This window comes from Streptomyces canus, assembly GCF_030815415.1.
In the GTDB taxonomy this organism is placed as follows: domain Bacteria; phylum Actinomycetota; class Actinomycetes; order Streptomycetales; family Streptomycetaceae; genus Streptomyces; species Streptomyces canus_F.
The window spans coordinates 8,456,420-8,472,036 of sequence record NZ_JAUSWW010000001.1 but is presented as its reverse complement, the minus strand read 5'-3'; the positions used below and the strand labels follow the sequence as shown (position 1 = coordinate 8,472,036).

Annotated in this window: 17 protein-coding genes; 8 read left to right on the top strand and 9 right to left on the bottom strand. The window is 71.3% G+C overall.

Features of this window, described 5'->3' with window-relative positions; translation table 11 throughout:
* Positions 1-52 precede the first annotated feature (52 nt).
* From QF037_RS39225 to QF037_RS39215, 3 genes are all read left to right on the top strand, one after another.
* Positions 53-1,072, top strand: coding sequence for a hypothetical protein (locus QF037_RS39225; RefSeq protein ID WP_307033611.1), 1,020 nt, complete (start codon positions 53-55; stop codon positions 1,070-1,072).
* 72 nt (positions 1,073-1,144) lie between these two features.
* The gene (locus QF037_RS39220; RefSeq protein WP_307033610.1) at positions 1,145-2,110 is read left to right on the top strand and encodes a hypothetical protein; all 966 of its coding nucleotides are present in this window, start codon (positions 1,145-1,147) and stop codon (positions 2,108-2,110) included.
* Between the two features lie 21 nt (positions 2,111-2,131).
* Complete coding sequence (locus QF037_RS39215) at positions 2,132-3,472, top strand: MFS transporter (protein ID WP_307033608.1); 1,341 nt, start codon at positions 2,132-2,134, stop codon at positions 3,470-3,472.
* Here QF037_RS39215 and QF037_RS39210 read toward each other — a convergent pair.
* From QF037_RS39210 to QF037_RS39200, 3 genes are all read right to left on the bottom strand, one after another.
* A complete protein-coding gene (locus QF037_RS39210; protein ID WP_307033606.1) occupies positions 3,434-4,279 on the bottom strand; it encodes a spermidine synthase in 846 nt (281 codons plus the stop codon). The genes QF037_RS39215 and QF037_RS39210 overlap by 39 nt on opposite strands.
* A 121-nt stretch (positions 4,280-4,400) precedes the next feature.
* Positions 4,401-5,570: an elongation factor Tu gene (gene tuf / locus QF037_RS39205; RefSeq protein WP_307033603.1), complete on the bottom strand. Its 1,170-nt coding sequence runs from the start codon at positions 5,568-5,570 to the stop codon at positions 4,401-4,403.
* A 253-nt stretch (positions 5,571-5,823) separates the two neighbouring features.
* Entirely contained in the window at positions 5,824-6,546 is a 723-nt protein-coding gene (locus QF037_RS39200; protein ID WP_307033601.1) for a DNA alkylation repair protein, read from the bottom strand.
* Positions 6,547-6,595: 49 nt separating this feature from the next.
* On the opposite strand from QF037_RS39200, the gene QF037_RS39195 reads away from it, so the two are divergent.
* The gene (locus QF037_RS39195; RefSeq protein ID WP_307033600.1) at positions 6,596-7,363 is read left to right on the top strand and encodes a TVP38/TMEM64 family protein; all 768 of its coding nucleotides are present in this window, start codon (positions 6,596-6,598) and stop codon (positions 7,361-7,363) included.
* A 98-nt stretch (positions 7,364-7,461) separates the two neighbouring features.
* Here QF037_RS39195 and QF037_RS39190 read toward each other — a convergent pair whose 3' ends face one another.
* Positions 7,462-8,631 carry a thiolase family protein gene (locus QF037_RS39190; RefSeq protein WP_307033598.1) on the bottom strand — a complete coding sequence of 390 codons (1,170 nt, stop codon included), beginning with the start codon at positions 8,629-8,631 and terminating at the stop codon, positions 7,462-7,464.
* 145 nt (positions 8,632-8,776) lie between these two features.
* Between QF037_RS39190 and QF037_RS39185 the strand changes: the two genes are divergently transcribed.
* Positions 8,777-9,247, top strand: coding sequence for a winged helix-turn-helix transcriptional regulator (locus QF037_RS39185; RefSeq protein WP_307033596.1), 471 nt, complete (start codon positions 8,777-8,779; stop codon positions 9,245-9,247).
* A gap of 15 nt (positions 9,248-9,262) precedes the next feature.
* Here QF037_RS39185 and QF037_RS39180 read toward each other — a convergent pair whose 3' ends face one another.
* The 4 genes from QF037_RS39180 to QF037_RS39165 are packed head-to-tail and all read right to left on the bottom strand — an operon-like array spanning position 9,263 to position 12,871.
* On the bottom strand, positions 9,263-10,051 hold the full coding sequence (locus QF037_RS39180; protein WP_307033595.1) for an alpha/beta fold hydrolase: 789 nt from the start codon (positions 10,049-10,051) through the stop codon (positions 9,263-9,265).
* A gap of 50 nt (positions 10,052-10,101) precedes the next feature.
* The gene (locus tag QF037_RS39175) at positions 10,102-10,809 is read right to left on the bottom strand and encodes a cupin (RefSeq protein WP_307033592.1); all 708 of its coding nucleotides are present in this window, start codon (positions 10,807-10,809) and stop codon (positions 10,102-10,104) included.
* A complete protein-coding gene (locus tag QF037_RS39170) occupies positions 10,803-11,729 on the bottom strand; it encodes a DUF6807 domain-containing protein (protein WP_307033591.1) in 927 nt (308 codons plus the stop codon). The genes QF037_RS39175 and QF037_RS39170 overlap by 7 nt, the downstream gene beginning before the upstream one ends.
* A complete protein-coding gene (locus tag QF037_RS39165; protein WP_307033589.1) occupies positions 11,726-12,871 on the bottom strand; it encodes a Gfo/Idh/MocA family protein in 1,146 nt (381 codons plus the stop codon). Before QF037_RS39165 ends, QF037_RS39170 begins: the two co-directional genes overlap by 4 nt.
* A gap of 272 nt (positions 12,872-13,143) precedes the next feature.
* Between QF037_RS39165 and QF037_RS39160 the strand changes: the two genes are divergently transcribed.
* On the top strand, positions 13,144-14,019 hold the full coding sequence (locus QF037_RS39160) for an undecaprenyl-diphosphate phosphatase (RefSeq protein WP_307033587.1): 876 nt from the start codon (positions 13,144-13,146) through the stop codon (positions 14,017-14,019).
* A 114-nt stretch (positions 14,020-14,133) separates the two neighbouring features.
* The gene (locus QF037_RS39155) at positions 14,134-14,313 is read left to right on the top strand and encodes a hypothetical protein (RefSeq protein ID WP_307033585.1); all 180 of its coding nucleotides are present in this window, start codon (positions 14,134-14,136) and stop codon (positions 14,311-14,313) included.
* 14 nt (positions 14,314-14,327) lie between these two features.
* Here the strand turns inward: QF037_RS39155 and QF037_RS39150 are convergent, their stop codons facing one another.
* Positions 14,328-14,909 (bottom strand): hypothetical protein, encoded by a 582-nt coding sequence (locus tag QF037_RS39150; protein ID WP_307033583.1) that lies wholly within the window; start codon positions 14,907-14,909, stop codon positions 14,328-14,330.
* Positions 14,910-14,959: 50 nt separating this feature from the next.
* On the opposite strand from QF037_RS39150, the gene QF037_RS39145 reads away from it, so the two are divergent.
* Entirely contained in the window at positions 14,960-15,529 is a 570-nt protein-coding gene (locus QF037_RS39145; RefSeq protein WP_307033581.1) for a chloramphenicol phosphotransferase CPT family protein, read from the top strand.
* The last annotated feature ends 88 nt before the right edge of the window (positions 15,530-15,617 follow it).

Here is a 15,617-nt window from a genome sequence, read left to right as displayed (position 1 = left end):
GACAAGGGGCGGTGACCGAATCGATGCACGGACGCCACTAAGGTGACTGCCCATGTGGCCAGGACAGCAGCCGCCCGGGGGCGAGCAGAACCCGCAGGACCAGAACAACCCGTACCAGCAGCCGGGGTACCAGCAACCCAATCCGTACCAACAACCCGGCTATCAGCAGGCCAACCCCTACGGGCAGCAGACCCAGTGGGACGCGCCCCAGCCGCCGCAGCCCGGAGGTCCCGGTGGCGGCGGTGGCAGCCGTACGAAGATCACGGCGATCGTGGCTGCTCTGGCCGTCGTCGTGGCCGCCGGTGTGACCGGCTTCCTCGTCCTCGGCGGTGACAAGGACGACGAGGCGGACGGCGGCTCGGACAAGCAGACCGGCCAGAGCGCGCCTCCGTCGAAGTCCGCCTCGACCGATCCGTCCGCGTCGGCCTCCGGCTCGGACGACAACCCGCGCGGCGGCGAGGAGGAGAAGGCGACGATCGACGGCTGGAAGGTCGTCATCAACCCCAAGTGGGGCACCGCCTTCGACGTCCCGGCGGACTGGAAGGTCGAGTCGCCGGGCATGATCATCGGCTTCGAGGAGGACGACGCCAAGGCCGGCGACAAGCCCATCATCACCATGTCGGCGCCGGCGTACCTCAAGGAACAGTGGTGCACCTCCGACGACGACAAGGACGGTGACAAGGAGGAGACCGCCCTCGCCACCGCGGGCACCAAGGGCGCGAACGGCGCCAAGAGCACCGACCAGGTGGCCGTCAACCAGGTCGCGTGGTGGGTGTACGGCGGCTACACGCAGCCGGACAAGAAGAGCCTCACGTTCGACGAGAAGGCCAAGGCGTTCACGACGACGTCGGGCGTCAAGGGCAGCATCGCCTGGGCCCGTTCGAAGAACACGCCCCAGAAGGGCAAGTGCGCGAGCGACGGCAAGGCGGTCACGTTCGGGTTCAAGAACTCCGCCGGTGACTTCGTGGCGTTCAGCCTGTACGGGGCCACGGGTGTCGACGATGAGCTCCCGGACGCGACGATCACGAAGATCCTGAGCACGGTCCGGCTGCACGGCGAGCCGACGGGCTGAGCCCCCCGGGGAGGCCGCCGCTTCGCGGATGTGCGGAGCACCGGCCTCCCCGCCCCCCTAGGGTGGTCGGCCATGTGGCCAGAACAGCAGCCGCCCGGGGGCGAGCAGAACCCGTACCAACAGCCCAATCCGTACCAACAACCCGGCTATCAGCAGGCCAACCCCTACGGGCAGCAGACCCAGTGGGACACGCCCCAGCCGCCGCGGCCCGGAGGTCCCGGTGGCGGCGGCAACCGTACGAAGATCACGGCGATCGTGGCCGCCCTGGCCGTCGTCGTGGCCGCCGGTGTGACCGGCTTCCTCGTCCTCGGCGGTGACAAGGACGACACGGCGGACGAGGGCGGCGACCCGACCCCGACCGCCACGACCCCGGTGCCCACCTCGGCGAGCCCGGACACCGGGGACGATCCGCGGGGCGGTGACGGGGCGAAGGCGACCGTCGACGGCTGGAAGGTCGTGGTCAACCCGAAGTGGGGCACCGCCTTCGACGTCCCGGCGGACTGGCAGGTCGAGTCGCCCGGCGTGTTCATCGGCTTCGAGGACGAGAAGAAGGGCGACGGCTCGGCCCTCATCGGCATGTCCGCGCCGGCGTACGTCCAGGAGAAGTGGTGCACCTCCGACTCCGACAAGGACGGCACCACCGGCGACAAGGCGCTCGGCACGGCCGGCACCAAGGGCCAGAACGGCGCCAAGAACACCGCCGACGTCGCCCGCAACGACTCGGCCTGGTGGGTGTTCGGCGGATACACCGACCAGAAGGACGCCTCCAAGAAGCTCCTCACCATCGGCAAGGCGAAGGCCTACACCACGGCCTCGGGCATCGAGGGCAGCGTCGCCACGACCTACTCGACGGGCGTACCGAAGACGGACAAGTGCGACACGAACGGCAAGGCGACGACGTTCGCGTTCAAGAACTCCGCGGGTGACTTCGTCTCCTGGACCTTCCACGGGGTGAAGGGCACCGCTGACGACGTGCCGGACGCGACGGTCCAGAAGATCCTCCGCACGGTCCGGCTGTACGGCGAACCCACGGGCTGACCGGCATGCCGTCGGCCGGGAATGCGTTTGGCAAGCCGGGTACGGACCGGGGATAGTCGGCCGGTGACCACCGCCGACGCCCCGATACGCCGCCGCAGACCCGACTGGGCCGGCCGCAACTACAGCCTGCTGACCGCCTCGGCGGTCGTCACCGGCCTCGGCAGCCACGGCGCGCTGATCGCCGCCGCGTTCGCCGTCCTGGAGACCGGAGGCGACGGCGGCGACGTGGGACTGGTGGCCGCCGCGCGGACGCTGCCACTGGTGGTGTTCCTGCTGATCGGCGGCGCGATCGCGGACCGGCTCCCCCGGCACCGCGTGATGGTCGCGGCGAACGCCCTCAACTGTGTGTCGCAGGGCGTCTTCGCGGTGCTCGTCCTCGCCGGGGATCCGCAGCTGTGGCAGATGATGCTGCTCACCGCGCTGGGCGGCACCGGCCAGGCGTTCTTCAGCCCGGCGGCCGAGGGCATGCTGATGTCCTCGGTCTCCGGCGAGCAGGCGAGCCGGGCCTTCGCGGTGTTCCGGATGGCGATGCAGGGTGCGACCGTCGGCGGGGCCGCGCTGGGCGGCGCGATGGTCGCGGCGATCGGCCCGGGCTGGGTGCTGGCGGCGGACGCGGCGGCGTTCGCGGCGGCCGGAGCCCTGCGCGCCTTCCTCGACGTGAGCCATATCGCGCCACGCACGCCGGGCGGCGGCCTGCTCGCCGACCTCCGGGAGGGCTGGCGGGAGTTCAGCGGCCGGCCGTGGCTGTGGGGCATCGTCGTACAGTTCTCGATCGCGAACGCGGTCGTGGCCGCCGCCGACGCGGTCTACGGCCCGCTGGTCGCCCGCGACCATCTGGGCGGGGCGGGCCCCTGGGGCCTGGCCCTGGGCTTCTTCGGCGCGGGCACGGTCGCCGGCGCCCTGCTGATGACCCGCTGGAAGCCACGCCGCCTGCTGCTCTGGGGCACTCTCGGTGTCTTCCCCCTGGCCCTCCCCTCGGCCGCCCTCGCGGTGCCCACGTCGGCCGGGGTCCTGTGCGCGGTGATGTTCCTGACCGGCGTGACGGTGGAGGTCTTCGGGGTGAGCTGGATGACCGCCCTCCATCAGGAAATTCCGGAGGACAAGCTCTCCCGGGTCTCGGCCTACGACTGGTTCGGCTCCGTCGCGATGGTGCCGCTGGCGACCGCGCTGGCCGGTCCGGCGGAGTCGGCGTTCGGCCGCTCCCACGCGCTGTGGGGCTGCGCGGCGCTGGTCGTGGTGGTGACCGCGGCGGTGCTGTGCGTACCGGACGTACGGAACCTCAGACGGCGGAGCAAGCCGGTGGCGCGGTCCGCCGCGGTCGACTCAGCCGATGCCGAACGCCCCGTCGGGGGGCTCGGGTGACGGCACGGCGTCCTCGTCCCGCACGGGCCGCGCACCGCCGGTGAAGTCCCGCAGGGCGGCCCCGTGCCGGACACGGGCGGGGAAGGCGTCGGAGGCGGTGAGCCGGGCGAGCGCGGCCGTGTCGAAGGGCTCTCGGGCGGCGACCACCACGGCGTTCCCGAACCGCCGGCCCCGCAGCACCCCCGGCTCGGCGATCAGCGCGAGCTCCGGGAACACCGTGCCCAGGGTGGCCAGTTGGGACCGCAGGAAGGTGAAGGGCGCCGCGTCGGCGAGGTTGGCCAGATAGACGCCGCCGTCGCGCAGCACCCGGTCGGCCTCCCGGACGTACCCCAGGGAGGTGAGGTGCGCGGGCACCCGCGAGCCTCCGAAGACATCGGCGACCAGCACGTCCGCGGAGTCGGCCGGGGCCGCCTCCAGCCACGCCCGCGCGTCGGCGCCGTGCAGGGCGATCGAGGCCCCGTCGGGCAAGGGCAGATGCTCCACGACCAACCGCAACAGCTCCTGATCGGCCTCCACGACGTCCTGCCGGGACCCGGGACGGGTGGCGGCGAGGTAGCGCGGCAGCGTCAGCGCCCCGCCCCCGAGGTGCAGCACGTCCAGGGGCCGCCCCGCCTCCGCGACGGTGTCCAGCACATGCCCGAGGCGACGGGTGTACTCGAACTCCAGATGCGTCGGCTCGTCCAGATCGACGTACGACTGGGGCGCCCCGTCGACGGTGAGCAGCCAGGCCCGCGCACGGTCGACGTCGGGCATGAGCTTGGCGAACCCGTGATCGACGGCACGGGCGACGGGGATCGGCTCGGTCACTCGGTCATTGTGCCGGTGCCCCTTCTGTCCAGGGACAGCGGGGACGCGCCCCAAACGGGGCGCGGGGAACTGCGCGACCGGCCACGACGGCCCCGCAGTCCCCCACACGCATCAGCCGCCCTCACACGACGGCTGTCACGGTCCCCGCACCGACGGTCCGGCCACCCTCACGGATGGCAAAACCGAGCCCGGGCTCCAGCGGCACGTCCCGCCCCAGCTCGACGGTCATGCTGACCGTCTCCCCGGGCCGGGCGACCGCCACCTCACCCAGGTCGACGTCCCCGACCACATCCGCCGTACGGATGTAGAACTGCGGCCGATACCCCGTCGACACCGGCGTCGTACGGCCTCCCTCACGCGAGGACAGCACATACACCTGCGCCGAGAACCGCCGTCGCGGCTCCACGCTGCCCGGCGCGGCCACCACATGCCCACGCCGTACGGCGTCCCGGGGAACGCCCCGCAGCAGCAGCGCCACGTTGTCCCCGGCCTGCGCCTCGTCCATGGGCTTGCCGAAGGTCTCCACCCCGGTGACCACCGTGTCCACGGCGGCCCCGAGCACTTCGACCCGGTCGCCCACCCGGACCGTGCCCCGCTCCACCGCACCGGTGACGACCGTCCCGCGGCCGGTGATGGTGAGCACGTTCTCCACCGGCAACAGGAACGGCGCGTCCAAGTACCGCTCCGGCATGGGCACATACGTGTCCACCGCGTCGAGCAGCGCGTCGATGGACGCGGTCCACCGCGGGTCGCCCTCGAGCGCCTTGAGCCCGGAGACCCGTACGACAGGCACCGCGTCGCCGCCGTACCCGTGCGTGGTGAGCAGGTCGCGGACCTCCAGCTCGACGAGTTCCACGAGCTCGTCGTCCGCCGCGTCCGCCTTGTTCAGGGCGACGACCACGTGGTCCACGCCCACCTGCCGGGCGAGCAGCACGTGTTCGGCGGTCTGCGGCGTGATCCCGTCGAGCGCGGAGACGACGAGGATCGCCCCGTCGAGCTGCGCGGCGCCGGTGACCATGTTCTTGACGTAGTCGGCGTGGCCCGGCATGTCCACGTGCGCGTAGTGCCGGGTGTCGGTCTCGTACTCGACGTGCGCGATGTTGATGGTGATGCCGCGCGCGGCTTCCTCCGGGGCCCGGTCGATGCGGTCGAACGGGACGAAAGTGCCGGTGCCGCGGTCGGCGAGGACCTTGGTGATGGCGGCGGTCAGGGTGGTCTTGCCGTGGTCGACGTGGCCCATGGTGCCGATGTTGAGATGCGGTTTGGTGCGCACGTATGCCGTCTTGGGCATGGCGATTCCTCGAAGCCTCTTCGTTGGTGACGGGGACCCCGGGGAACTGGCCGACCCTCCCCCTGCGGGGTCCGCCGGACAATCCGGAGAGGGTCAGCTTCGGGCGCCGTCGACAGCGGCCAGGAAGATTTCAACGGCAGCCTTCGGTGCATCCGCGACTGCGGATGCTGCGAAGAGGAAGGCGTGCCGGAACATGAGGCCGATCATTGCCGACGCCCCGCCCGGAGTCGAATGGTTTTTCGAGCTACGGGTGTCAGGCGCCGATGCTCTTGAGGGCTTCCCGCACCGACAGCGGCGCGAAGCGGCCCTTCTCCCGGGCGAGGAAGGCCCGTACGGCCTCGGGGTCGGTCTTGGCGTACTCGCGCAGCGCCCAGCCGATCGCCTTGCGGATGAAGAAGTCGGGGTGCCCGGACTGGCGCAGGCAGTAGGTGAACAGGCGGTCGGCGTCGGTGTGTTCTTTGTAACGCAGTTGGTGGAGCAGGGCGGTGCGGGCGATCCACAGGTCGTCGTCCACGATCCAGGCGTCCATGTCGGCCGTGAGCTTCGGGTCGGCGGTCACCATCGCGCCGACGACGTGCGCGGCGAGCAGGTCGACTGTGTCCCACCAGGGGACTGTCGAGACGAGGTGCCGGGCCACCGGCAGGAAGCCGGACGGGAGCACGCGCGCGTGGCGGCGCAGATAGTCGACGGCGAAGTACTGGTACTCGCGCTCGGGCAGCTCCCAGCAGCGCAGGGCGATCGCGGTGCAGTCGGCGGCGTCGGGGCGGGGCGTGCCCTCCAGGACGGTGCGGGACAGGGAGCGACGCACGGGCGTGGTGAGGCCGAGGAAGGGGGCGACGTCCTTCATGTACGCGCGCATGGGCTCGGCCCGTTCGGGGTCGGCCGCGGCGCCGTAGACGGCGGTGAGCCGCTCCAGCACGGTGTCCGCAAGAGTGCTGTGCGGCAGTGAGGGAGATCCCACACCTGTGACGCTCATGAGACGAACCATACGGCGATCACACACATTGGTCGGTTAGTGTCACCGGATGCTCGATGCCACCACCCGCTCTGGGGGCACAGCCACGGCCCCTCCCCCGGCCGCCGCCACGGAGCTCGCCCTCGCCGCACCCGTCACGGTCGGTCTCGCCGCACGCTGCTCGAGAGTGCTGCTCTCGCCCTGGTCGCGGTTGTCCCTGCTCGTCGCGCTCCTTGTGGCGGCCGGGTCGACCGTGCTGCTCCTGGAGCCACAGCGGCTGCTGGCCGACGGCTGGCCACCGGAGCTCGGCGGGGCCGCGGCCGCCCTGGTGTACGCGGTGGCGTACGGGCTGTGCGCGGTGGCGTTCGTGCCGCGTCCGCTGCTGAACCTGGCCGCAGGCGCGCTCTTCGGCTCGCAGCTGGGTCTCGGTGCCGCGCTGGCGGGCACGGTGCTCGGCGCCGGCATCGCCTTCACGCTGGGCCGGGTGCTGGGCCAGAGCGCCCTCCGCCCGCTGCTGCGCGGTCGCCTGCTGCAGGGCGCGGACGGCCAGCTCAGCCGTCACGGTTTCCGCTCGATGCTGGCGATCCGGCTGTTCCCCGGCGTCCCGTTCGCCGCCGCCAACTACTGCGCCGCCGTCTCGCGCATGGGCTATCTGCCGTTCCTGCTGGCGACGGCGCTCGGCTCGATCCCGAACACCGCCGCCTACGTCGTGGCGGGGGCCCGTGCGTCGACGCCGACGTCCCCGGCGTTCCTGATCGCGATGGCGGCCATCGCGGTCCCGGCGCTGGTGGGAGCGGCGGTGGCGTGGCGTAAGCGCCATCATCTGCGGGGCCGCTGAGAACGCGGGGCGCTGACGCGCCCCTTCAGGGGCGCGGGGCTGTATCGATTTGCGGCTCCGCCGCGTGGCGCGACCAGCCCCCACCGACCCGCGGCCGCTCACACACCTTCGAGCACCATGGCGTTGGCGAGCCCACCCGCCTCACACATGGTCTGCAAGGCATAGCGAGCGCCCCGTTCCCGCATGGCATGCACAAGCGTCGTCGTAAGCCGCGTACCGCTCGCCCCCAGCGGATGCCCGATCGCGATGGCACCCCCGTGCACATTGACCTTGTCCAGGTCCGCCCCGGTCTCCTGCCGCCACGCCAGCACCACGCTGGAGAACGCCTCGTTGACCTCGAACAGGTCGATGTCGTCCAGGGTGAGTGAAGCCCTCCGCAGCACCTTCTCGGTGGCCGGAATGACACCGGTGAGCATGAGCATCGGGTCGGACCCGGTGACGGCGAAACTGTGCAGCCGGGCCAGCGGCCGCAGGCCGAGCCGGGCCGCGGTCTCGCTCGACGTGATCAGCACGGCCGACGCGCCGTCGTTGATCGGGCTCGCGTTGCCCGCCGTGACGTTCCACTCGATCTGCGGGAAGCGCTCGGCGAAGGCGGGGTCGTAGTACGCGGGCTTGAGCCCGGCGAGGATCTCCGCCGTGCTGGAGGGCCGTACGCACTCGTCGCGCGCCACACCCTCCAACGGCGCGACCTCCGCGTCGAACAGGCCCTTCTCCCAGGCCTCGGCGGCCTTGAGATGGGACGACACCGCGAACGCGTCCATCTGCTCGCGCGCGATCGACCACTTCGCCGCGATGAGTTCGGCGCTGATGCCCTGCGGGACGAGCCCCTCCGGATAGCGCTCGGCGACGCCGGGGCCGAAGGGGTCCTTGCCGGGCGGCACGTTGGACCACATCGGCACCCGGCTCATCGACTCGACGCCACAGGCGACGACGAGGTCGTAGGCGCCGGAGATGACGCCCTGGGCCGCGAAGTGCACGGCCTGCTGGGAGGAGCCGCACTGGCGGTCCACGGTGGTCGCGGGGACCGTCTCCGGGAAGCCCGCCGACAGGAGGGCGTACCGGGTGGTGTTCATGGCCTGTTCGCCGACCTGGTCGACGGTGCCGCCGATGACATCGTCGATGAGGGCCGGGTCGACGCCGGAGCGCTCGACGAGGGTGCGCAGGGTGTGGGCGAGGAGTTCGACGGGGTGGACGTGCGCGAGGGCACCGTTCGGCTTGCCCTTGCCTATCGGGGTGCGTACGGCTTCGACGATGACTGCGTCACGCATGGACGGCCTCCAGTACGAGAGAGCCGGGCGCTGAGAACCGGCACTGAGAACCGGGCGCTACCGGTCAGTAGGAAATCCAAACTCACCATAGCTCTGTAGGTTGGAAATTCAAACCCTCTCCCGGAACCCCCCTAGAATCGGCATCATGGCCGCCACCAAAGACCCGCGCCCCTGCTCCATCGCCGACACCCTGGCGCTCGTCGGCGAGAAGTACTCCCTGCTCGTCCTGCGCGAGGTCTGCCTCGGCAACCGTCGCTTCGACCAGCTGGTGCGCAACATCGGCGCCCCGCGCGACGTCCTCGCCACGCGTCTGCGCCGGCTCGTCGACGCCGGCATCCTCACCAAGAGGGCCTACAGCGAGCGGCCGCAGCGCTTCGAGTACCGGCCCACCCCGGCGGGACTCGAACTGGAGCCGGTCCTGGTCACCCTCATGGCCTGGGGCGACCGCCACCTCCGCGGGGACGGCGACCGCCCCATGGTGGTCGAGCACGTCTGCGGCAACGAACTGGCCCCGGTCGTCACCTGCGCGGCATGCGGCGGGCAGGTCCGCCACGAGGACCTCACGGCCCATCCGCAGACACCCGGCTGGACGGTCGCGGGGCCTTCGGCGGCGTAAGGGCGTGCGGGCCGGTCAGCTGTGCGCGCGGCAGAACGCGCGAACCGCCCGGTTGAAGTCCTGCGGGCGCTCCAGGTTGCTGACATGTCCCGCGCCGGGCAGCACCACCAGTTCGGCGCCCGGGATCGCCGCACGGAACGCGTGGGCGACGCTCAACGGCGAGCGCGCGTCCAGTTCGCCCCAGAGCAGCAGCGTCGGCACGGTGATCCCGGGCAGCAGGTCGTTCTGATCGGTCCCGGCCATGATCGAGAGCTGCGCCCCGAGAGTCTCCGGGCGCGCGTCCCGCGCCATGGCGTCGAGCAGCGGCACGAGCTCGCCGGGCGGCTCCCCGGCGAACAGCCCCGGCAGTGTCGGATCGAACCGGTCCCGGGGCAGGGCGAGCATCCGCTGCACCCCTTCGACGCGGGCCGCCACCTCTTCCGGGGGCAGGGAGCCCTTCCAGCCGGCGTAGGTGTCGGCCAGGAGCAGCGTTTTGACGAGCGACGGATGGCGGCGGTACAGCTCCAGCACGACCGTCCCGCCCCAGGAGAGGCCGGCGACGTGGACCGGACCGAGTCGCAGCCCCTCGATCAGCGCGGCGAGACAGTCGGCGTAGTCCGCGAGGCCGAAGCCGGGAGGGATGCCCGAGGACCGTCCGGACCCCGGCTCGTCCCAGGCCACGACCGTGAACTCATCGGCCAGTCCGGATAGTTGCGGCTGCCATATGCGCGCGTAGACGGCCGCGCCGTGCACGAGGACCAGTGGCGGCCCCTGTCCGACGCGGTCGTAGGCGATTTCGAGGCCGCCCACCTGCACCGTGGCCATGACTCCAGGCTAGGCGCGTCCGCCCACGGTGTCGCGACGGAGCAGCCGGATCAGACTCCCTGGTAGACGTCCAGCCGTCCGCACATCCCGAACTTGCCGTACTCCGACGGCTGTTCCGCGCGTACGACGGCGTCGGCGAGGTGGGAGAGGTCGCCCTGTTCGAGGCGGTCGAGCTGCTCCCCCGTCGCCGCGGCGGCGGCCGCCGCACCGTTGCGCCAGCGTTCCCGCCACTCGGCCAGTCGCGGCCGTACGAGCGCGGCGGCCGCGCGATGGAAGTCGGCCAGCCCCTCGGGAGCCTCCCGCAGCATCCGGTAGCCCTCCAGAGCGAGGTCGCGGCGGGCCCGGGCGATGCGCTCGCGTTCCTCCTCGGGCGCGTCCGCGGGGATGACGGTCGCGGCGGCGTACGCCTCCGGGTCGGCCAGGTGCACCGGGGGCAGCGTGAGCACCGCGTCCCCCGCCTCCGGCAGCCCGCTGTTCTGCATCAGGACGGTGATGCGCAGATCGTCCTCGTTGACCAGCCGGTGGACGGTGCCCGGCGTGAACCGGGCGACCGTGCCGGGTACGAGGGGCGTGCCGTCGTACCCGGACGTCGTGAGGGTCTGCACCGAACCCCGGCCGCCGGTGACGACGTGCGCCTCCGAACAGGTCAGGTGCATATGGGGGGTTCCGCCGGAGACGCCGTCGGCGGCGGGCCAGTCGTACACGCACAGATGCGAGACGGCGACCCCGCCGGGCAGTCCCTCGAAGGCGGTCACCACGGGTGTGCCTCCAGGTACTTGGCGATCTCCTCCCGCTCCCAGGCGCCGTCGGCGACGACGACGCGGTAGCGGCGGGTGAGGGTGTCGCCGGGGGCGAGTTCGAGCTCGTCGTAGAAGGCCCAGGAGGGGGCCACGCCGGCCCACGGCTCGTTGCGGACGAACCAGTGGGCCGGGTGGGCGCCTTCGGTGCCGAGGTGGTCGTTCTCCGGGGCGTGCTCGAAGACGAGGGTGGCGTGGCCGTCCGTGCCGTCGTGCTCGCCGGACAGGGCCAGCCAGGGGGCCTGCGCGCCGAGCAGGCCGGGGCCCTCGGCGTCCGGCGCGATGATGCGGCCGTCGCGGAAGGCGCGCGGGCCGCGCCAGAACAGGCCGGTGTACCCGGCGAGTTCGCGCCCGGCGGTGGTGGGGCTGCCGAAGACCAGCGGCTCGTCACGCCGGTTGGTGATGGCGCTCGTCCAGGTCAGCGCCCACGATCCGGACTGCTGGTCCACGTCGTGGATCTCGATCCGGCGCTGCTCCTCGGCCCACAGCTCGCCGCTGTACGGGTGCCAGGTCAGCCGTTCGGCGATAACGACCCGGTCGTCGTCGGCGCGGACCTCGTCGAAGCCGACGTGCGCCATCGACCCGACGCGCTCGGGGAGTTCGAGGTAGCCCTCGCCGTGCACGTACGAGTTGCCGCCCCACAGGTTGGCGCCCGACAGGTGCGAGGCGGTCAGGGACAGGCCCTTGTGCCAGCGGTGGTCGTTGGGGCGGTAGTCGGTGACGACGTCGCCGGCCAGGGTCCGCAGCGGGTGGATGTACGGCTTGGGGGCCTCCCAGGCCGCCTCCGGCCGGTAGACGTAGGCGAGCAGCTCCACGCCGGTGGCCGGGTCGGTCACGGTGATGCGGTCGCCGTGCGCGTGGACGATGCGCAGCCCGGTCATACGGGCACCTCCTCGCTGACGACGGGGGCCCAGCCGGGCGCGTTCCCGTGCATGGCCGTGTAGAACGGGTCGCCCGGGCCGATCTCGCCCGCCCGCACCGTGACGTCCGTGAACGCCGACTTGTACAGCGCGGCGATCAGTTCCAGGCTGCCACGTCCGTCGGCACCGCTGCTGCGCGGCCGCTCCCCGGCGCGCATGCTGGCGACCAGCTCGCGCAGCTGTTCCGTGTGCGAACTGGGCACGTCCGCGCCGAAGTCCCGCCAGGTGGCGGCCTGCTCGTCGGGCACGCCGGGCGCCGGGGTGATGGCCCAGTTCTCGTTGCTGTGACCGTACAGATGGGTGAGTTCGACGGTCGCGCGCTCGCAGTCGATGCGGATGCGGCTGACCTCGTCGGGGCTCAGCACGCTGTTCACCACCGTGGCCAGCGCGCCGCTCTCGAAGCGGACCAGCGCGGTGGAGACGTCCTCGGTCTGTACGTCGTGGACCAGCCGCCCGGCCATGGCGCGCACCTCGCTCCACGGGCCGAGGAGGTCGAGGAGGAGATCCATCTGGTGGATGCCGTGGCCCATCGCCGGGCCGCCGCCCTCGGTCTCCCAGCGGCCGCGCCAGGGCACGGCGTAGTACGCGGTGTCGCGGTACCAGGTGGTCTGGCAGTGCGCGACGAGCGGGCGGCCGAGGTCCTGTCCGTCGAGCAGGCGGCGCACATGCCGGGTGCCGGAGCCGAAGCGGTGCTGGAAGACGATGGAGGCGTACGGGCCGGCTTCCTTGCCCTCCTCCGCCTCCACGGCGTCGAAGTCGGCGAGGGTGGGCACCGGCGGCTTCTCGCACCACACCCAGGCCCCGGCGCGCAGCGCGGCGACCGTCTGGTCGCGGTGCAGGGTCGGCGGGGTGCAGATGGTGACGAGGTCGGGGCGCTGCTCGCGCAGCATGCGGTCCAGATCGGTATAGCCGTGCGGGACACCGCCCGCCGCGCAGAACGCCTCGACGGCCTTGGCATCGATGTCAACCGCCGCGACCACCTCGACCTCGCCCTGCTCGGCGAGTGCGCCGAGCGCGGTCAGATGGGAGCCCCGGGCGATGGCGCCGGTACCGATGACGGCTGCCCGGATGCGGCGCCCGTCGTAGGGAGTGGTGGGTGACATGGACGCGATCAGCACTCCTCGAACGAACGGCGGACAGCGCCGACACCTGCCATGGGAGCAGCAAGCGCTTTCTCTCCGCAGCAACCTAAGCGGCGGCACCCTGGCCGGTCAACAGCCCGTACTCCCTGCTCACCGGCGCTCGGCCCGCACCCTGTGCCAGCCCCGTCATCCGAGGCCGCTAGGCTGCCCTCCACACCTGTGATCACCGCGCCCGGACGGCTCGGTGTGCCCATTACTCCTCCCCCCGATCAGCGCTTGGACTCCCTACCTTCATGTCTTGGTTTGAATCCTTCATCCTCGGACTCGTCCAGGGGCTGACCGAGTTCCTCCCCGTCTCCTCCAGCGCGCACCTGCGGCTGACCGCGGCTTTCGCGAAGTGGGACGACCCCGGCGCGGCCTTCACAGCGATCACGCAGATCGGTACCGAGGCGGCCGTACTGATCTACTTCCGCAAGGACATCGGGCGGATCATCTCGGCGTGGACCCGGTCCCTGTTCAACAAGGAGATGCGGAGCAACCACGACGCCCAGATGGGCTGGCTGGTCATCGTCGGCTCGATCCCCATCGGGGTGCTCGGCGTGACGCTCAAGGACCAGATCGAGGGGCCGTTCCGCGATCTGCGGATCACGGCGACCATGCTGATCGTGGTGGGCATCATCATCGGCATCGCCGACCGGATGGCGGCCCGCGACGAGAGCGGCGGCAAGCACCGCGCGGCCAAGCAGCGCAAGGGCCTGGAGAACCTGGGCATACGGGACGGCCTGATCTTCGGCCTCTGCCAGGCCTGCGCTCTCATCCCGGGCGTCTCCCGCTCCGGTGCCACCATCAGCGGCGGCCTCTTCATGGGCTACAAGCGCGAGTCCGCGGCCCGCTACTCCTTCCTCCTCGCCATCCCCGCGGTTCTCGCGTCCGGCCTCTTCGAGACCAAGGACGCGATGGAGGGCGGCCACGTGGACTGGCCCCAGACGATCTTCGCGACGATCATCGCGTTCATCGTCGGATACGTGGTCATCGCGTGGTTCATGAAGTTCATCTCGACCAAGAGCTTCATGCCGTTCGTCTGGTACCGCATCGTGCTCGGCATCGTGATCATCCTGCTGGTGACGTTCGGCGGGCTGAGCCCGCACGCGGCGGAGTCGTCCGGCTGACGCCCACGACAGCGGAGTCAACACGTTCACACAGCGAACACCGTGACCCATCACATACGTTGTGTGTAGCCGTTCGGTAGCGGAGTGTCAGTTCCTGCCCTTAGGCTTGTCCTCATGCCCCCCTATTCCGTGGCCTCTGGTTCCGTGCGGTCTGCTGCCGAAGTGAACGAGCAGATCCGTGCGCTGTGGCTGCGGGCGGGCGGATCGCTGTCGGCCCAGGAGCGCGAGGAATACGAGTTGTTGGTGGTCGAGTGGGCGGCCGCGATCCGAGCGACAGTCACCAAGGCGGCCTGAACCAAGGCCTGCGGCTAGTCGTTGGCCGGGCCATAGCGCAGGACACCGTCGCGGGGCACCAGATAGCCCACGCCCCGCTTCTCGGGCAGCTCACCGGCCAATGACGCCGCGTCGATGCATCCGGAGACCTCCCAGCCGACGGCGGCACAACTGAACGGCGCGCTGCGGAAGGCCTCGGCGGCGATGCCGGCCAGCCAGTCGTCGATCAGGGCGGAGCGGTAGAAGGACCGACCGTCCCAGTAGGAGACTCCGGCAGCGTCCAACGCGCTGTCCGGCACATAGAAGTCCAGCCAGTCACTGCTGTCGTCACCGCCACGGACCGCCATGACCCCGCACGCGGCGAGGTCCCCCGAAGGCAGCCGGACCCGGCCGTGGAGATGCCCGAACTCCTGCAGCGAGGCGACCGTGCAGGGCACGGCCTCCTGCTCCTCCGGCTCCCGGTCCCCGTGCCCGTAGCACCCCTGCACGCCTGCCGCGGCCCACACCGCGCTCAGGACGGCCTGAAGCCCGGCGTCGTCCGTCGAACCGACCTCGATGCCCAACTCGTAGAAACCGCCGTACCGGAACTGGTGGCGGAAGGAAGCGGCATGCGTCATCGCACGATGATCCCTCACCGGTCGCCGAAGCGCCCCCTAAGATCCACCCCATGGAGCATCTCGACAGCGTCCCCGCGCGCCAGGGCCTCGTCATCTTCCTGAACGGCACCTCCAGTTCGGGCAAGTCGAGCATCGCGACCGAACTGCTGTCGATCCTGGACGAACCCTGGTTCCACATGCCCGTGGACGCGTTCCACGCGATGCGCTCGAGTGCCTCCGTGCCGCCGGACCAGGTGGCCGCCCTGCTGCACCGCACCTGGCAGGGCTTCCACCGCGCGGTCGCGGGGATGGCGGCCGCGGGGAACAACGTCGTCGTCGACCATGTGCTGAGCGCCCAGTGGCGGCTCCACGACTGCCTGTCGCTGTTCGCACCCCGGGACGTGGTGTTCGTCGGCGTGTACTGCCCGCCCCTGGAGCTGGCGCGCCGGGAGAGCGAGCGGGGCGACCGGCCGCCCGGGCTCGCGGCCGGCCAACTGGAGCAGGTGCACTCCCACGGGATCTACGACATCGAGTGCGACACCGACAGCGCCACCCCGAGGGAATGCGCCCTGCGCATCAAGGAGTTCCTGCCGGACCGCCCGACACCGACGGCGTTCGAGCGGTTGCGTGTGCTCCTCTGACCTGCCGGGTCACCGGTCCTCCCACCTGCCACGATGGAGACCTCTTCACCCCTGGGGGCAGGCGGCCGGCGTACCGCGAGCCCTCGGC

Coding starts and splice junctions, on each gene's coding strand:
- QF037_RS39190 (WP_307033598.1), bottom strand. CDS start 8,631: ATGCGTGACGCAGTCATCGTCGAAGCCGTACGCACCCCGATAGGCAAG.
- QF037_RS39185 (WP_307033596.1), top strand. CDS start 8,777: ATGGCCGCCACCAAAGACCCGCGCCCCTGCTCCATCGCCGACACCCTG.
- QF037_RS39220 (WP_307033610.1), top strand. CDS start 1,145: ATGTGGCCAGAACAGCAGCCGCCCGGGGGCGAGCAGAACCCGTACCAA.
- QF037_RS39225 (WP_307033611.1), top strand. CDS start 53: ATGTGGCCAGGACAGCAGCCGCCCGGGGGCGAGCAGAACCCGCAGGAC.
- QF037_RS39195 (WP_307033600.1), top strand. CDS start 6,596: ATGCTCGATGCCACCACCCGCTCTGGGGGCACAGCCACGGCCCCTCCC.
- QF037_RS39145 (WP_307033581.1), top strand. CDS start 14,960: ATGGAGCATCTCGACAGCGTCCCCGCGCGCCAGGGCCTCGTCATCTTC.
- QF037_RS39155 (WP_307033585.1), top strand. CDS start 14,134: ATGCCCCCCTATTCCGTGGCCTCTGGTTCCGTGCGGTCTGCTGCCGAA.
- QF037_RS39180 (WP_307033595.1), bottom strand. CDS start 10,051: ATGGCCACGGTGCAGGTGGGCGGCCTCGAAATCGCCTACGACCGCGTC.
- QF037_RS39165 (WP_307033589.1), bottom strand. CDS start 12,871: ATGTCACCCACCACTCCCTACGACGGGCGCCGCATCCGGGCAGCCGTC.
- QF037_RS39200 (WP_307033601.1), bottom strand. CDS start 6,546: ATGAGCGTCACAGGTGTGGGATCTCCCTCACTGCCGCACAGCACTCTT.
- QF037_RS39170 (WP_307033591.1), bottom strand. CDS start 11,729: ATGACCGGGCTGCGCATCGTCCACGCGCACGGCGACCGCATCACCGTG.
- QF037_RS39160 (WP_307033587.1), top strand. CDS start 13,144: ATGTCTTGGTTTGAATCCTTCATCCTCGGACTCGTCCAGGGGCTGACC.
- QF037_RS39150 (WP_307033583.1), bottom strand. CDS start 14,909: ATGACGCATGCCGCTTCCTTCCGCCACCAGTTCCGGTACGGCGGTTTC.
- tuf (WP_307033603.1), bottom strand. CDS start 5,570: ATGCCCAAGACGGCATACGTGCGCACCAAACCGCATCTCAACATCGGC.
- QF037_RS39215 (WP_307033608.1), top strand. CDS start 2,132: ATGCGTTTGGCAAGCCGGGTACGGACCGGGGATAGTCGGCCGGTGACC.